Annotated in this window: 11 protein-coding genes and 1 pseudogene; 5 read left to right on the forward strand and 7 right to left on the reverse strand. The window is 57.3% G+C overall.

Going from position 1 to position 15,082, the window contains the following annotated elements; genetic code table 11:
• Window positions 1–1,251: a sugar ABC transporter substrate-binding protein gene (locus J5276_RS29765; RefSeq protein WP_013637578.1), complete on the reverse strand. Its 1,251-nt coding sequence runs from the start codon at window positions 1,249–1,251 to the stop codon at window positions 1–3.
• 135 nt (window positions 1,252–1,386) lie between these two features.
• Here J5276_RS29765 and J5276_RS29770 point away from each other — a divergent pair, with 135 nt between their 5' ends.
• Together J5276_RS29770 and J5276_RS29775 are read left to right on the forward strand one after the other, a co-directional pair.
• Window positions 1,387–2,325: an AraC family transcriptional regulator gene (locus J5276_RS29770; RefSeq protein WP_013637579.1), complete on the forward strand. Its 939-nt coding sequence runs from the start codon at window positions 1,387–1,389 to the stop codon at window positions 2,323–2,325.
• A 360-nt stretch (window positions 2,326–2,685) separates the two neighbouring features.
• Window positions 2,686–3,945 carry a RhtX/FptX family siderophore transporter gene (locus tag J5276_RS29775; protein WP_051377010.1) on the forward strand — a complete coding sequence of 420 codons (1,260 nt, stop codon included), beginning with the start codon at window positions 2,686–2,688 and terminating at the stop codon, window positions 3,943–3,945.
• A 46-nt stretch (window positions 3,946–3,991) separates the two neighbouring features.
• On the opposite strand, the gene J5276_RS29780 is transcribed toward J5276_RS29775, so the two are convergent.
• Window positions 3,992–4,960, reverse strand: a complete 969-nt coding sequence (locus J5276_RS29780) for an AraC family transcriptional regulator (protein ID WP_013637581.1) — start codon at window positions 4,958–4,960, stop codon at window positions 3,992–3,994.
• Window positions 4,961–5,121: 161 nt separating this feature from the next.
• Here J5276_RS29780 and J5276_RS29785 point away from each other — a divergent pair, with 161 nt between their 5' ends.
• The 3 genes and pseudogenes from J5276_RS29785 (at window position 5,122) to htpG (ending at window position 10,080) form a co-directional block, all read left to right on the forward strand.
• Complete coding sequence (locus J5276_RS29785) at window positions 5,122–7,374, forward strand: TonB-dependent receptor (RefSeq protein WP_013637582.1); 2,253 nt, start codon at window positions 5,122–5,124, stop codon at window positions 7,372–7,374.
• Window positions 7,375–7,790: 416 nt separating this feature from the next.
• Window positions 7,791–7,947: pseudogene (locus tag J5276_RS29790) on the forward strand (DUF4172 domain-containing protein); the annotation flags it as partial.
• A 240-nt stretch (window positions 7,948–8,187) separates the two neighbouring features.
• The gene (htpG, locus tag J5276_RS29795) at window positions 8,188–10,080 is read left to right on the forward strand and encodes a molecular chaperone HtpG (RefSeq protein ID WP_127966314.1); all 1,893 of its coding nucleotides are present in this window, start codon (window positions 8,188–8,190) and stop codon (window positions 10,078–10,080) included.
• Between the two features lie 297 nt (window positions 10,081–10,377).
• Here htpG and J5276_RS29800 read toward each other — a convergent pair whose 3' ends face one another.
• The 5 genes from J5276_RS29800 to J5276_RS29820 form a co-directional block, all read right to left on the reverse strand.
• A complete protein-coding gene (locus tag J5276_RS29800) occupies window positions 10,378–11,097 on the reverse strand; it encodes a class I SAM-dependent methyltransferase (protein WP_035200767.1) in 720 nt (239 codons plus the stop codon).
• A 29-nt stretch (window positions 11,098–11,126) separates the two neighbouring features.
• Window positions 11,127–11,771, reverse strand: a complete 645-nt coding sequence (locus J5276_RS29805) for a YbhB/YbcL family Raf kinase inhibitor-like protein (protein WP_247749990.1) — start codon at window positions 11,769–11,771, stop codon at window positions 11,127–11,129.
• A gap of 154 nt (window positions 11,772–11,925) precedes the next feature.
• A complete protein-coding gene (locus J5276_RS29810; RefSeq protein ID WP_142851258.1) occupies window positions 11,926–12,819 on the reverse strand; it encodes an AraC family transcriptional regulator in 894 nt (297 codons plus the stop codon).
• Window positions 12,820–13,248: 429 nt separating this feature from the next.
• On the reverse strand, window positions 13,249–13,548 hold the full coding sequence (locus J5276_RS29815; RefSeq protein WP_035200743.1) for a hypothetical protein: 300 nt from the start codon (window positions 13,546–13,548) through the stop codon (window positions 13,249–13,251).
• Between the two features lie 407 nt (window positions 13,549–13,955).
• Window positions 13,956–15,047 (reverse strand): rhodanese-like domain-containing protein, encoded by a 1,092-nt coding sequence (locus tag J5276_RS29820; protein WP_209159770.1) that lies wholly within the window; start codon window positions 15,045–15,047, stop codon window positions 13,956–13,958.
• Window positions 15,048–15,082 lie beyond the last annotated feature (35 nt).

The following is a 15,082-nucleotide window of genomic DNA, read 5'->3' on the forward strand; positions in this document are numbered from 1 at the left end:
TCAGAGTTTGGCTGCGAAGGCTTCGAGGTCGTTCAGCGTCGCCTTGATGTCAGTGCGGCTACCGGTGATCAGCTCTTCCAGCATGATGCCCCACTGGTTGCCCAATTCCTGCCAGCGCGGATCCTGCCAGAAGGTGACGGTGGTCTTTTGACCGGTCGCCGCCATGGCGTCGGCAAGGTTCTGGCCAAAGGTCTTGGCGTATTCCGGGCTCTGATAGGTGCTTGTGCGCGTCAACTCGCCCGGCTGGCCGGCGGCGAGGCGGCGGGCTTCCTGTTCCTTGGATGTTGCCCAGGCAACAAAGAGACCAGCGCAGGCCTTTTCCTCATCTGTCTTGTTGGCCTTGGACGCGATTGCAAAACCATGGGCGTAACCGGCCCCCGGCAGCGGCGACGGCGGAACGGAGAACGCAACCTTGTCTGCAACCTGGCTCTGTGCCTTGTCGACGGACATGCCGCCAAGGGGTGCGGATTCGATGATGATCGCCACCTTGCCGGAGCGGAAGGCGCCGGTGGACTCGTCCCAAGAGCCGGTCTGAGTGCCCGGCGCCGAATATTTGAAGAGCTCGAGATAGGTCTCTGTCGCCTTTACCGCGGCATCCGAATTGAAGGCCGGCTTGCCGTCCTTGAACCACTCGCCGCCGTTTGCTTTGAAGAACGGCATCCAGCGCCAGACGTTGGCGCCTGAACCGCGCTGTCCGCGAAGCGCAGTGCCGTAGACGCCGTTGGCCGGATCATGCAGCTTCTGCACGGCTGCGAAATATTCGTCCCAGGTCTTCGGCGGCGCGATGCCTGCCTTTTCCAGGAGGTCGGTACGGTAGACCATCAGGTCGCCGCCACCCTGCACCGGTGCAAACCACTCTTTGCCGTCATAGGTCGCAGCTGCGCGCATACCGGCGTCAAAGTCTTTGTAGTCGTATTCGGATGGATAAAAGCCATCAAGCGGGACGATCCAGCCAGACGAGGCAAAAAGCGCCAGATTGGCTTCATCAACGTAATACACGTTGAAGCTTCCGACCGTCGAGGCGTCGGCCTGCGACTTCGCGCGGCGATCGTTCTCGTTGAGATAACTGATCTCGAAGCCTGCGCCGGAGAGCTCTTCGAACTCATCGACATATTTTTCGAGAAGGGTCAGTCCGTCGCGCGGCTGCGCCAGGACACGCACGTCGCTGGTGCATTGTGCGGCGGCAAAAGCGCTGGATGCGGCAAATATGGCGATAACCGCGCAACCGGCGCGGAGAGCGTTGAGTGTCATGATGTCCTCCCTGAATGGCAACTCCCTTGCCATCGACCAGCCCACATTTACGCAAGCGACGGGCGCGTACTAGTTTGCCTCCGTCACAGAACTAGTATTATATTGACATTTGTGCGCTGTAACATGAGCAATTGAATGCCTATTGCATCAGACTTTCCTCAAACAGTCTCTGAGACTTTCACCGCCACGCGCGAGCAGATCGTCTTACCCGGAGGCGCTTCCTATCTGATCCGGAGGGACGACTATCCCAATCCGATCTGCATCTGGAACTATCATCCCGAATGGGAGATTCACTTCATCCCTGACGCTTCAGGATTTGCTTATGTGGGGGACTATATCGGCCCGTTTCGGCCCGGGCATCTGGTGCTCACCGGGACAAATCTGCCGCACAACTGGATCACACCCGGTGCACCGGCTTTGCCAGGCCGAGACATGGTCCTGCAATTCGACGCGGATGCCCTGATCGGTATTCGCGCAGTATGCCCTGAGTTCGAAGTGCTCCACCGGCTGAAGCCTCTGGCCCAACGGGGGATCGAGGTTCTGGGCGCCGACGCGCTCTTGATTGGAGCGAAGATTCTCGAGCTTCACGCGGTGGGACACCGTGGTGGGCTCGGGCTGTTTTTAGAGATACTGGAGGCAATCGAAGCGGCCACCGAAAAGAGGTTGCTCGCCAGCGAACACTTCATAGCGGTCTATAACCAGGTGTCGGACCGCAGGCACCGACGGATCGACCAGGCAATCCAGATCCTGCAATCGGATCCTGGTGCGCAGATGCATGAAGTGGCTGCGATGGTTGGTTTCGAGCCGTCCGCCTTCTCGCGTGCCTTTCGGCGTCTAACCGGCATGAACTTTTCTGACTACAGCCGATCCGTCCGCGTCTGGCGAGCAAGAACCCTTCTCGCGGAGACCGAAATATCGATCACCGATATCTGTTTCGAGGCGGGCTTCAACAACCTGTCGAACTTCAATCGCTATTTCCGGATGGAGATGGGACTCACGCCCCGGGCCTACCGAAAGGCCGCGCGCATAAGAGCCAAGTCTGTCATTGGAGGAGTGCCGGTTAAGTCCATTTAATGGTGGTCACGCCGAGATATCATCGATCCCTGGGGCTGCAATCGGTTTTTATCGTATCACCGCCGCTTCGATATGTCGGCCTCTTCGCTCACAACAAAACTGGCATCTCCATTTCCCTGAACCAGTCTTGCGAGGGGGGTGGCAGCCGGCCGCTGCATTTGTTGCTTCAGCTCTGTCGCATCGAGCGGCTGTTCGCAATTGTCTTATTCGGGTTCGCCCATATCCAAGCATTTGCTTGCCGGTGAGATAAAGACGATTAAAAAATACTCCTGTTTACGCTCCGGGACAGACCGGCGTTTGAAGCGCTGAAAACCTTACCTGGGTCTGTGGTGTTCCGGGCTCATGAATTCGGTTCTTGCAATGGCCCAAATCGACGACGCGATTCCTAGCGACACCGTTTCGACTTCGACGTTCGAGCGGCGGTTGATGTATGTGCTGGGCGGTCTTTACCTCGCTCAGGGGATACCGACGTATCTGCTTTTGGTGGCCCTGCCGCCGATCATGCGCGAGAGTGGGGCATCGCGCACGTCTATCGGGCTGTTTTCGTTGCTGATGCTGCCGCTCATCCTGAAATTTGCGGTCGCACCGTTGGTGGATCGATGGTCTCCGTTACCCAAGCTTGGCCATCGCCGCGGCTGGGTTGTGCCGACCCAGCTTCTCGTCAGCGCCGGTATCGCTTCCATGACGCTGGTGGATCCGAGCGATGCCACGGTCCTTTTTGCAATCTGCATATCGATCACGCTTGTCTCCTCAATCCAGGATATTGCAACCGACGGCTACGCCGTAAGATGCCTGACCGACAAGACGCGCTCGCTGGGGAATGCCGTGCAGGCGGGTGCCGTAGCGCTGGGCGTAATCGTTGGCGGGACGGCGGCACTGGTGGTGTTTCATGTCGCTGGATGGCGCACGATGATACTGCTGGTAGCCGCGCTGTCGTTGCTGCCCCTTCTTGCAGCCCTGGCGATGCAGCCGGAAGCGCCCACGGTTGGCAAAGAAAAAAAGCGCGCAAGCCTTGCTGGTTTCTTCCGCCGTCCGAGTGCCTGGCTGATCCTCGGATTTGCGCTGACATACAGGGCGAGCGAAGGTCTCGTGCGCGGGATGGAAGGCACCTATCTGGTTGACAGCAAGGTCCCGGCTGACTGGATCGGTTACCTCTCTGGCGGAGCGGCGGCAACTGCGGGCCTGATCGGCGTGGGTATCGCTGCCTCCATTATCCGCAAGGTTGGCCTGACGACAACGCTCATCCTGCTGGGTTGCCTCAGAAGCTTGTGCTTCCTCGCCTTCACGCTGAATGCGTCCGGCGTCTGGCCCGGCATGTGGGTGGCGATGTCGGCCTCGGCATTCCAGACGCTGATCCGCTACATGGAGCTGGTCGCCATCTATTCATTCTTCATGAAGAACTCTTCGGACGATCAGCCAGGAACGGATTTTACAATTCTCACCTGTGCCGAACTGGTCGTCTACATGGTTGGTGCATCCGCAGCCGGCCTGGTTGCCGACCGGATGGGTTATTCCGCGCTGTTTTCGACGGCAACAGTTCTTTCGCTTGTCGGAATGGGACTTTCCGTCTGGTTCCTTGGAAGGATCGGGCGCGGTTCAGGCGCGTCGCTACGGCGATGATGACAAGCGGCCGGAGTGACGCTTTCCAGCGGTGTCACGAGACGGCCTAATTCCTCACAGGTTTTTTTGCCTCGTCAGGCGCCGTCATGCGGCGAAGGTCTGTAGGGCGTATTCCGTAACGACTGCGGAAGGTGCGATTGAAATATGACAGGTCGTTGAAACCGACGCTGTAGACGATCTGGCTGATCGGAGTTGCGGTGTTCTCGGCAAGAATCAGGCTCTTGGCGAGCACCAGCCGCCGCTCCAGCACGTAGCGCGAAAAGGTCGTGCCTGTCCGACTGAAAAGTTTCTGGATCGCGCGCGGTGTGATGCCTTCGGTGCGTGCCACATCAGCTATCGAAAACGCACCGTCGGCAAGATTTTCCTCAACCATCGCCTTGATCGCTTCAATGCGGTTTTGCGGAACTGCCGAAGGCGGAACCTCGTTCCCATATCGGGCGAGAACGGGAAGCAGGGAGTAGAAGTGCGCCACCATCATGGTGGCATGCTCTTTGTCCTGATGGTCCTGTTGAAGAAGATATCCTGCATAGTGGGTCAACAACTGCAATGGCAGGCATTCTGCTGAAAAGGGCCGCAACAAGATCCGGTCGATCGACTTTCGTGCAAGGGTGAGGGCGGCATGGGGAAGATGGGCGCAGTCGAGGCGCCCGCCTTCCGGCAAAATAATTTCCGATGCCATATCCGTGGGAAGGATGATGACATCACGGGGTTCCAGTTCGAAAGTGTGCTTGCGATGATGGACAATCAAGGTTCCGTCAGTTGCACGCAACATCGCGATATCGGGCCTGCCGATCCCATGAGCTGTCAGCCGCAAGGGTGTTTTGGGCAGGTAAACGGTTGCGAGAGAAAGGTTTTCGTGTTTCCAGACAAGGCCGGTGACACCCGCCAGATCACCGTCTTCAACGGTGATTGTTGCTTCTCCCAACATGTCCAGGAGGATTGTGCGGCAGACCAGTCTGCTTTCTGGATCAGGTAGCGAGAGGGTTCCAAGTTTCAGGGGGCGGACTACTTCCATGAAAAATCAAACCTGTCTTTGCTGTTGATGTTCGCATCTATCCAAATCGGGTTCGTTCCCATCCAAGCCCGGCGGTTTCATAGCGCATAAAACATGATCAAAACAGTCTTGTATTTTCCGAGGGACGACTTGGAAGATATTTTTTGCGCATTGGGGGCGACATGATCGGAAAGTGGAATGTCGGCGTTAGTCTTGTGGCTATCGTCGTCGCAATCGGGGGCGGCAACAACGCCGTTCAGGCGCAGGATACGTCTCAGAACGCGCAATCAGACAATGGTTCTACGGTGCTGGAGCCGATCGTTGTAAGTGGCAACCGCATACCCCAGCAAATCTCGCGGACGGCGCGAACGATTTATGTCGTCGACGCACAGGCCATCGAGGCCGAAGCCCGTTCAGGCAAGTCGCTTCAGCAGATTCTTGCTGAGAGGGTTCCAAGTTTCGACCCCGCCAGCGAAGGTGCGCGCACAGCCTATGGCCAGAACCTGCGGGGACGCACGGCCCTCATTCTCATCGATGGTGTTTCGATGAACTCGGCGCGCTCCCTGAGCCGCCAATTCGATTCAATCGATCCTTTCAATGTCGAGCGTGTCGAGGTTCTGTCTGGCGCGACGGCAATCTACGGCGGCAATGCAACAGGTGGTGTCATCAACATCATCACGAAGAAGGGGAAAGATGCGCCGGACGGTTTGCGCGGTGAAGTGACGGCGGGCCTTGGCAGTGGCTTTGGCCGTACCCGTGACCTTGACCGCAACGGTGCAGGTGCCGTGACCTATAACAGCGAAAACTGGGATGCGCGTTTCTCCATCGCCGGCAACCAGACGGGAGGCTTTTACGACGGCTCCGGCACGATGCTCACCCCCGATATTACCCAGACTTCCACAGCATTCAACAAGCGCATCGATTTCATGGGTAGTGTCGGTTTGCAGATCGATGACGACAGGCGCCTTGAGGTGTCCGGCCAGTTTTATGACAGCGCCCAGGATTCGCCATTCGGGCTTTATCTTGGCGCAGGCCTTGCCGGGATCCGCAATTCCAACCTGGTTGAAACGCGGGACGGATACCGATCGGATTTCGACCCCCGCACGCGCCGTACCATGGTAAACGCGACTTACACCGACAACGATTTCCTGGGGCAGGAACTGCTTCTGCAGGGCAGTTTCCGGCGGGAAGAAATCCGGTTCCACCCGTTTCCCGGTAGTGCGATTTTCTCCCCCTTCGTCTATTTCGGCGGCAGCTCGCAGGATACCGATTACTATAGCCTGAAGGCAGCGATGATCTCGGAGCCGCTGGACGGGCTTAAGGTGACATATGGCATCGACGCCGACCGGGATTCGCTGAGTTCCAAACAGAACGTCTTCGATTTCCTGACAGTCGCGACGACCGGTGCGATGGACTTCAGGACACGCGGCATTACCGGGCTTTATCCCGATATCGATGTCTCGACCCTGGCCGGTTTCATCCAGGGATCTTATGAGGCGACGGACCGGCTGACGGTCAACGGTGGTGTGCGTTATCAATATGTCACCACCGACGTATCGAGCTTCGCCGGCGCGGCACAGCAGGTCGCCGTTCTCAACCGGGTCGGCTCCTCTGTGGATCCCATTCCCGGCGGGGAAGTCAGCTACGATGCGGCTCTGTTTAACGCCGGCGCGACCTATGAGCTCACCGATACGCAGCAAATCTATGCCAATTTCGGCCAGGGTTTCGAGCTTCCTGACCCGGCAAAATACTACGGGATCGGGAGCTATAGGCTTGTCGGGGGCCGTTACGTCCTCCTGGACAGCGTCAATGTTGCCGACTCCGCACTCCAGGCGATCAAGACCAACTCTTTTGAAGCCGGTTATCGTTTCAATGACGATAGCTTCAGCTTCCAGACCGCGGCATATTACTCGCTCTCCAACCGATCCATCGAGTTGAACCGCACGACCCTGGCTGTTGATGTCGTTGATCGTGAGCGACGTGTCTATGGTCTGGAGGCCAGCGCCAGCGCGACACTGGATTACGGGTTTGATGTTGGCGCATCCGGTCACTGGGTGAAGTCGGAAATCAAGTCTGACGGTAACTGGGAGAAGGAAAGCATCGGTACCGCCAGTGTTTCCAAGCTCGGCAGTTATGTTGGCTGGACGAAAGATAACTTCAACATCAAGCTGGCCGGGCAGCATGCCTTCAATCTCAGCGACGACGACAGCCGGAAGATTGATGGTTACACCCTGTTCGATCTAACCGGTGCCTATCGCTTCGAAGCGCAGGACACAACGCTTCGCTTCGGCGTGATGAACCTGTTCGACAAGGATTACACAACCATATGGGGCGCGCGCGCCAACGCGCTTTATGGTGCTTTGGCCAATGAAGCCGTGTTTGACTATAAGGGACGCGGACGCACGTTCGCCGTCTCATTGACGAAAGTTTTCTGATGGATCATCAGGGCGGCATGTGGCGGGATCTTTACTCCCGCCACGCGCCGCCAGGTCAGCGCAATGACCGATCCGACCGGCTATGGTGCCTTCAATCTCCATGGCTGCGGAACAGCGGGCTTATCGGGAGGGCGCGCGCGTTCTGGGCCCGGGCGCTGAAGGAGAAGCGGCAGTTTCGATATTTCTAAGGCTCGCAGTGGTGGAAAGATCGCGGTTGGTGACATGTCGCCAATGCGTCAGGCATCGAGTGTCTGGAAGCCGCCTCCCGCGCTTCGATTTCTGAGGCTGTCAGACAATGGCCGGGCAGGGCTTAAAGACGAATTTGCGGCCCAACGGCTCTGCGCGCAGCGATATCTAGCTTTACCGCATCTGCAATGTGGACCGATAGGATGGGGCAGACACCCGTTCTCCGGGACGGCGAGGTTATCGGTGCTGTTCGCCATTTCAACGAGGACAACAGCAAACAACTTTGTATCGAGTTGCTGGGCGATGAAGCGGTCAAGACCTCAGAAGTTGAGGGGGGAATTTATGGACCGCGTGAGTGTCCAGTCATCATTGCGCCGGAGTTTCGGTAGGTAGCGGATATATATCTCTGCTGACTTGCCGGTAAAAAGCTACCGAATGTCATCTTTTTTCGCAGCACTATTTGCGAGGAGGTTGTTGGCGCAATCTCAAAGGCTCACGGAAACTGAAAATCGGAAACAATCTAGTCGAAAGACGATCCAGGAACGCTGGCGCAAGCGCTAGATAACGCTTGAAATATGACTCTGGAAAAACCATTTGACCGGCGATTTATGTGCAATGGAGGTATCAATGACGACCGTACAAGAGCGCCAGCCCGAGCAACACGTATTCGAAGCCGATGTCAGCCGACTTCTGCACATGATGGTGCATTCGGTCTACTCGGACAAAGATGTATTCCTCCGCGAATTGATCTCGAACGCTGCGGATGCCTGCGAAAAGCTGCGGTATGAGTCGATTTCCAATCCGCAACTCTCGGCCGATGGGATCCAGCCGGGAATTCTCGTGACGCTCAATGAAGAGGCGCAGACACTCGTTGTCGAAGACAGCGGCATTGGCATGGACCGCGACGAGATGATCGACGCGCTCGGTACGATCGCGCGCTCGGGGACAAAAGCATTCATGGATCGGCTTGAGGCGGCCAAAGCTGGAGAGAAAGCGCAACTGATCGGCCAGTTTGGCGTTGGCTTCTATTCATCGTTCATGGTCGCTCACCGGGTCGAAGTAATCTCGCGCCGCGCCGGCAAGGACGAGGCCTGGAAATGGTCATCCGACGGCAAAGGAAGCTATGACATTGCTGCGGTCGATCCGGGACAAGCACCGACACGCGGTACTCGCGTCGTGTTACATCTCTTGGAAGATGCAAAGAAATATACGAGCAAATGGACGGTGGAGGAGATCATTCGAAACCAGTCCGGCCACGTCCCCGTACCTATCCGTCTGGTCGAGAAGGAGGGTGCCGAGCCCTCACAGGTATCCGATGGTGCAGCGCTCTGGATCAAGCAGAAGAACGAAATATCCAAGCAGGATTATGTCGATTTCTATCGCAGCGTTTCAGGCCAGTACGACGAGCCGCTGAGTAACGTCCATTTCCGCGCTGAGGGCCGACACGAATATACGACTCTTGCCTTTATACCCGGTTCTCAGCCATTCGATGTGTTTGATCCGGACCGACACGGTCGGATGAAGCTCTATGTGAAGCGCGTCTTCATAACCGATGATGCCGAACTGCTACCGCGCTATCTGCGCTTCGTCCGTGGCATCGTTGATACTTCGGATCTGCCGCTCAACATCTCCCGCGAGATGATCCAGGAAAGTCCGGTCCTCGCGGCCATCAAAAAGGGCGTGACGAGCCGGATCCTTTCCGCGCTGGAGAAGATGGCCGAGCACGACGGCGAGACCTTTGCCAAGTTCTGGGATATGTTCGGGGCTATTCTCAAGGAAGGCATCTACGAGGACTTCGAACGGCGCTCACAGTTGCTGAAGCTGGCACGCTTCCGCAGCACCGTATCGGGCGAGGCGACACGCAGCCTGGCTGACTACCTGGCCACGATGAGGGAAGGACAATCGGCGATCTACTATATTAGCGGCTCCACTTTGGACCAGCTGAAATCGTCGCCGCACCTTGAGGGTTTCCGGGCCAAAGGGATCGAAGTCCTCCTGCTTACAGATGGTGTCGATAACTTTTGGCCGACCAATGTGCCAGATTTTGAAGGCAAGCCATTTAAATCTGTCACCCAAGGTCTTGCCGATCTGAACACTGTTGCCGGGGAGGGAGGCGCTGATGAGGCTGGTCGGCAAGCTTCTCCCGAGGTTGGAGCCTTCATCGATTTCGCGCGAAGCGCCCTTGGTGAGGAGGTCGCTGACGTGCGTATTTCTGATCGGTTGACCGAAAGTGCGGTCTGCCTTGTGGCGTCGGATTATGGCCCCGACCGCCAACTCGAAAAACTCCTGAAAGGCGCCGGGCGGTTGCAAACAACGTCGAAGCCGATCTTGGAGATCAATGGGCAGAGCGAACTTGTGAAAAACATTGCTTCAATGGACGATCAGGCGTTTCGCGAGGATGCTGCGTGGCTTTTGCTTGACGAAGCCCGCATCCTTGACGGGGACAAACCAGCCGACCCGCGCGCGTTCGCCGATCGGCAGGCTAGGTTATTTGCCCTTGCGATGAGATCCGGTAAGTGACAAGCCTTTGCAAGGCGGCCTTTGGCTGCCTTGCCAACACTCGGCCGAAGAGGACGATCGGTGGTTGCCGATGGTGCGCAGGTTATCAATGAGTGTGACTGCGTTTTCTCAGATGATGCATCATGACAGCGCCAATTGCGCCCGGCACAGTCCCTTCAGTGCCGCTTTACCCTCTGGAAGATGCAACTGCACTGCAGAGCCCACCATAAGTCATCATTGGAACTGTAAACTGCCAGGGGCCCGTTATAGAACCCCTGCAGATTTCATAAACCGCTGATGCCAGGTCTTGCTGCTATCTCAAAAGTTCGTAGTGGCTTGCGGCTTGCCCTGACGCCGACCACTGAGCACCGCGAAACGCCATGCTTTGAAGCTGCAGTCCACCTCGGAAAATCCCGTATCGTGCATCCATTGCAACTGGTTCTCGATAGGGGAGCAACGATCGTGGGACATCCGCTCGAGCGCTTTGGTGATTTCCTCTTCTGGTACGCCCAGCCTCCTGACCTGTTGCAGCCAGATACGGGCGTAACGGGCCTCTACCTCGCAATCATGGCCGAGGACCTGCTCGGCGTTGACGAACAGGCCACCCTCCGACAAGGCGCTCCGAATTTCACCGAAGAGATGCTTTTTCGCGGCGTCTTCCAGATGATGGATCGCCAGCGCTGAGATGATGAGATCCCACGGACCGCCGAGTTCGGTATCTGACATGTCTGCCACGGCATAGGTAATGGCCGGATTGCCATCGAAGCGTTGCCGGGCCTGCTCGAGCATCTTTTCGGAGGCATCGACGAGGTGGATCTGGGCATCGGGGTGGCGGGCCAGCAGCATTGCCGTGAAAAGGCCAGTGCCAGCGCCAAGATCGAGTACACGCAGTTTCGCGGCGTCCCGCCAGTCGTCGATCAAGTCGAGCGCTGTCCCGTAAAACGTATCGAAACAGGGAATAAGGCCTCGCCGAAGGGCGTCGTAGCCGGATGCATCCCGATTGAAGACGGGTAAGGACGAAACATTTATCGGTGCCATGGTGTGTCTGAACCTTTCGGGATTGCAATCTACTTCGCCGTGGCGGCGGGGATCAGGCTCGGGTTCAATGAATAGGTCGCTGTCGCCTTGCCGCTTGCAAGGATGTGGCCAGCCATGGCTTTTTCCACGTCTTCGCCAGTGAACGGCCCGGCAAGGCCCAGTGTCACAACGTCAAGCGCGACCACTTCAAGGATGTAGCGGTGAACGCGCTGATCGTTTATGGGCGGGCAGGGGCCGTCGTAACCACCATAGGTACCTGCCATGCCATCAGTTTTGGCCAGAAAACTCGTAAAGACATTGGCGCCGCGCAGTCCGTGTGGTGTCAATCCGACCGGCTTGCCGCCCAGCACGAGACCCTCGCTTTCCGTACCTTCGCCGATGGATATGATGCCGGCGGGAATATCGGCCAAAACCCAGTGGAAAACCTTGATCCGCGGCGCGTCGTCTGGAATCGTGGTGCCAGGTTTATTGATGAGGCTAAAATCGAGTGGTACGTCCGGATCGGTCATCAGTAACACATAAGATCTGGTGCCCTCTGGGCCTGCCGACCATGAGACCCCCGGGCTCACGTCCTTCGCCCCTTTTCCGGGCGGGCAGAAGGCGGCGGAATCTGAAAACCGGCCAGAACCGTCAAGCCCTTCGATCTTCACGGACAGCGTGGATTCCGCGGCCATGGGCGCTGTCGCCGAAAATGCGGCGGCCACAATGGCGGCGCATATGCTTCTTTTATTCCTGTTCATCTCGTCTCGCCTGGTTGATTTCAGTCGAGCATAGGGAACGATGCCAGTGCGGGTGGGCCCGATCTGATCAGCAATGAGCCTGAAGCGGTCAGGCTAATGGTTTTTTACGTGCCCTGCGAACGGTCGAAGGAGCCTGTCCGAAGGCATCCTGGAAGTGCCGCGAGAAGTGTGAACGCGATGCATAGCCGGTAGCGGCTATTGCGTCGGCGACATCGGCATCCCGATCCGAGAGTATGAGGTAAGCGGCATGCATTCTTTCGGTGAGCAGCAGCGCGCGTAGTGAGTGGTTTTCGTCCCGTAGTCGCCGCCGCAGGGTGGCCTCTGACATCGACAGGGACGCGGCGACCGCGGCGGTTGACCACGCGTGATCGAGCCGGTGGCGGATCAGGAGGCGCACTGCTTCTGTGACTGAGCGGTCGACATATTTGGGCATCAATGGCAGCGCACCCTGTTCGGCCAGGATAAGCAGAACCTCGAGAACACGGTGATCTACGACGCGCCGGGACAGGTCGAGCGCACCCGCCAGCGCCTCGCCACTATGGATGATTGCCGAGCAGAGCGTCGGACTGATCGTGATGGGCGAGCCGAGGGGTATGTCGCGCTTGGTGAGTTGCGGCCAAAGGCGTGCCGCCTCAATGACCAGGGTGCGAGAGAAGCGGACGAAGAGGGCGCGATAGACGCCAGTGTCGGCATCTGGTTCATTGACAACATCAACCTCCGCACCGGCCGGCAGCACGAAGGCGTCGCCGGCGTGGTAGATATTGCGTTCCGCGCCCCACAGCACTTCTTTGCGGCCTTCGATGACAATGACGAGGCCGGCGGCGGGCATGCTGAGCTCGGAAATGGTTTCCCTGTGACGGGCGACGAAGGCCGAGATGAACGGCGGATCTTCGTTTTCGAGCATCAAGCGCGTGTCGCGCTCGGCCAGCGGGCGAAGGGCATCAACGAGACGCCGCCGTAGTGTTTTGTCGCTGTCACGCATTGAACAAGCTATCTCGAAATTGGATCAGGCGTCATTGCTATGTTGAAATCAAGTCGCTGTCGATACGCCGCCGAAGGGCGCTGAAAACAGAAAGGTAATGTCTGCCATTGGCGATCTTTGGGAGGGCTACAACGTCTGAGATGGTCGGATATTGCAAGCCGGCAAAACGCCGTTATCTTGGTCGTAGAGGTTCTCATCGCGCGCCTGAACGCAGAGTGCTGGACGCCTGAACGGTTGGAATGTACCCGGCTACACACAGTAATTGCATAACATATATTATGGAACTCAATTTGTCGAAAAGGCGATGTTCTTTCAATCCTGATTGGACCGTAGCGATACGCGCAGGTGCAAACGGTGAGTGGTTCTATAAGTCGTCACCCTGGGGCATTCTCCCGGTCCAGACCATCGAAGCGCTTTCAGGACGAGCAGTTATGAAAGGTTTTCTCCGTAAAAAAGCATCATTACAGTGAAGACGAGAACACCAAAGCCTGCCAGGCCGAAAGCGCGAAAAGAGGAAGCTCGGCCTTTCTTAAGCAGCGCTGCCACAAAAGCGCAGAGAGACCAGAGTGCTGTGAAAATTATCAATAACCAGGAATACACAAACGGACCAAGGTCGTAGCCTCCCCCGCCAATTGATGGTGCAGAACTTGTATCGACTTGAGCTGCTATCAGAACCGACACAGGGACAGCTAGCATCAGCAGCCAAATATAGAGCGACTTGTGTTTCATACGGTTTAAAATCGCCTTCTTTTGGAGGTCGATTAGCCAGTTCTGGCGTATATGTTTGACCCGGTGTGGCTCGTCAATATCGTGATACTTGCTCTACTAGACTGCACGGCGAACGCCAAGGGAGCTTTCCATCACCGGCAGGAACAACCGAATATCACATCCTTAACCGATCCCCTGAGACGACCGCATCCCCGAAAGGTCGAAGAGTTGGAAGCTCATCCGTTACTCCTAGCGCGCTATGGTTTGCTGGATGCTTGCAACATCGCGCTTCATGATTGGATCCGTCTGGAGACAGAAATACTGGGCAGCTTTATCGAGGCTGTTCGTCTGCCATGACCAGCGTGCCGGCTATCTTTCCGGCCCGGCGAATTCCTGTCTCAATAAACGTTGGCGAAAATCAAGTCGGCCTAAGCGGCTGCCGCTTCGACACCATGTTCGAAGTCGTGCAGATGAAGAGCGATTTCGAAACCGCGACGTTGCAGCCAATGCGCCACGACCCTGGCGCGTGCGCCAAGCAGGTCGTCCACGAGAATGACCCGCGCTCCGCGCACGGCAATTGTGCGATAGGCAACACCAAGAAGCTGCCCGCCTTCCGACGAAATCGAACCTTGCAGATGGGACGCCGAGAACTCTTCCGGCGTTCGAACGTCGAGAAAATAAGTCGTTCGGGTCGTGTCACGCCGCCACGTTTCGGCTGTTGCCCGATCGATAAACAGCAGTTCGTCATTGTGGGAGAGTGTTTCCAGGCGCGCCCTTGCGGCATCTTTCGCGTTGTCACTCGGAAGCGCATAGATCCGTGAACGCCCCGTTTCCAGTTCAAACCCGTCACCTGTCCAGCCGCACGTCCCATCGTGCAAATAGCTGACATCGTTTTCGACACCGGCGTCGATCAATGTCTGCGCCCCGAGGATAGCGCGCGGAAGGCCCGCGCAGGAAACGACAACCCTTGTGTCGGGTGATGGCACGAGGTCGGAAAACCGCAGCAGAAGTTCGGCACCGGGTACGCCGATGGCGCCCGGCACGTGCGCCTTTTCATATTCCGCTATTGTGCGGGTGTCGATGACGACAACGTCCTCGCCGGCTTCCTGCCACGCCTTCAGTTCACGGGCGAAAACCACTGGCGTGTTCTTTTCACTTCTCACCTTTTGGGCGAAAGGAACGCCGGGAATATCGAATGTCGGCAGGGCGTCTAGGCCGCCCTCGTTCCACGCCGGGATTCCACCGCGGAGAAAATGAATATCGCTCCATCCTTTGGCGGCAAGCCGTTCCGCCGCCCGCTCGGCACTGCCCTTCCCGTCATCAACAAGAACCGTCCGCACGGCAGGGCGCGGAATGAAGCGGTCGATTTCGGTATCCAGCCTTTCACCTGGGAGGTTGGTCGCAAACAGCGGCGAAGCATACCCCACCTCCCCTGCGGAGCGAATGTCGAGAACGGCAAGTTCCTTGCCATCTCTCAGCCACTCGATGAGGCGGTCTTTGGTTACAGCATGTACGGACATCGCATATCCTCCTGACAAATTCTGGTTTTTCACAT

The organism is Agrobacterium sp. S7/73 (assembly GCF_019355535.1).
GTDB lineage: Bacteria > Pseudomonadota > Alphaproteobacteria > Rhizobiales > Rhizobiaceae > Agrobacterium > Agrobacterium tumefaciens.

Coding starts and splice junctions, on each gene's coding strand:
- J5276_RS29765 (WP_013637578.1), bottom strand. CDS start 1,251: ATGACACTCAACGCTCTCCGCGCCGGTTGCGCGGTTATCGCCATATTT.
- J5276_RS29770 (WP_013637579.1), top strand. CDS start 1,387: ATGCCTATTGCATCAGACTTTCCTCAAACAGTCTCTGAGACTTTCACC.
- J5276_RS29775 (WP_051377010.1), top strand. CDS start 2,686: ATGGCCCAAATCGACGACGCGATTCCTAGCGACACCGTTTCGACTTCG.
- J5276_RS29780 (WP_013637581.1), bottom strand. CDS start 4,960: ATGGAAGTAGTCCGCCCCCTGAAACTTGGAACCCTCTCGCTACCTGAT.
- J5276_RS29785 (WP_013637582.1), top strand. CDS start 5,122: ATGATCGGAAAGTGGAATGTCGGCGTTAGTCTTGTGGCTATCGTCGTC.
- htpG (WP_127966314.1), top strand. CDS start 8,188: ATGACGACCGTACAAGAGCGCCAGCCCGAGCAACACGTATTCGAAGCC.
- J5276_RS29800 (WP_035200767.1), bottom strand. CDS start 11,097: ATGGCACCGATAAATGTTTCGTCCTTACCCGTCTTCAATCGGGATGCA.
- J5276_RS29805 (WP_247749990.1), bottom strand. CDS start 11,771: ATGGCCGCGGAATCCACGCTGTCCGTGAAGATCGAAGGGCTTGACGGT.
- J5276_RS29810 (WP_142851258.1), bottom strand. CDS start 12,819: ATGCGTGACAGCGACAAAACACTACGGCGGCGTCTCGTTGATGCCCTT.
- J5276_RS29815 (WP_035200743.1), bottom strand. CDS start 13,548: ATGAAACACAAGTCGCTCTATATTTGGCTGCTGATGCTAGCTGTCCCT.
- J5276_RS29820 (WP_209159770.1), bottom strand. CDS start 15,047: ATGTCCGTACATGCTGTAACCAAAGACCGCCTCATCGAGTGGCTGAGA.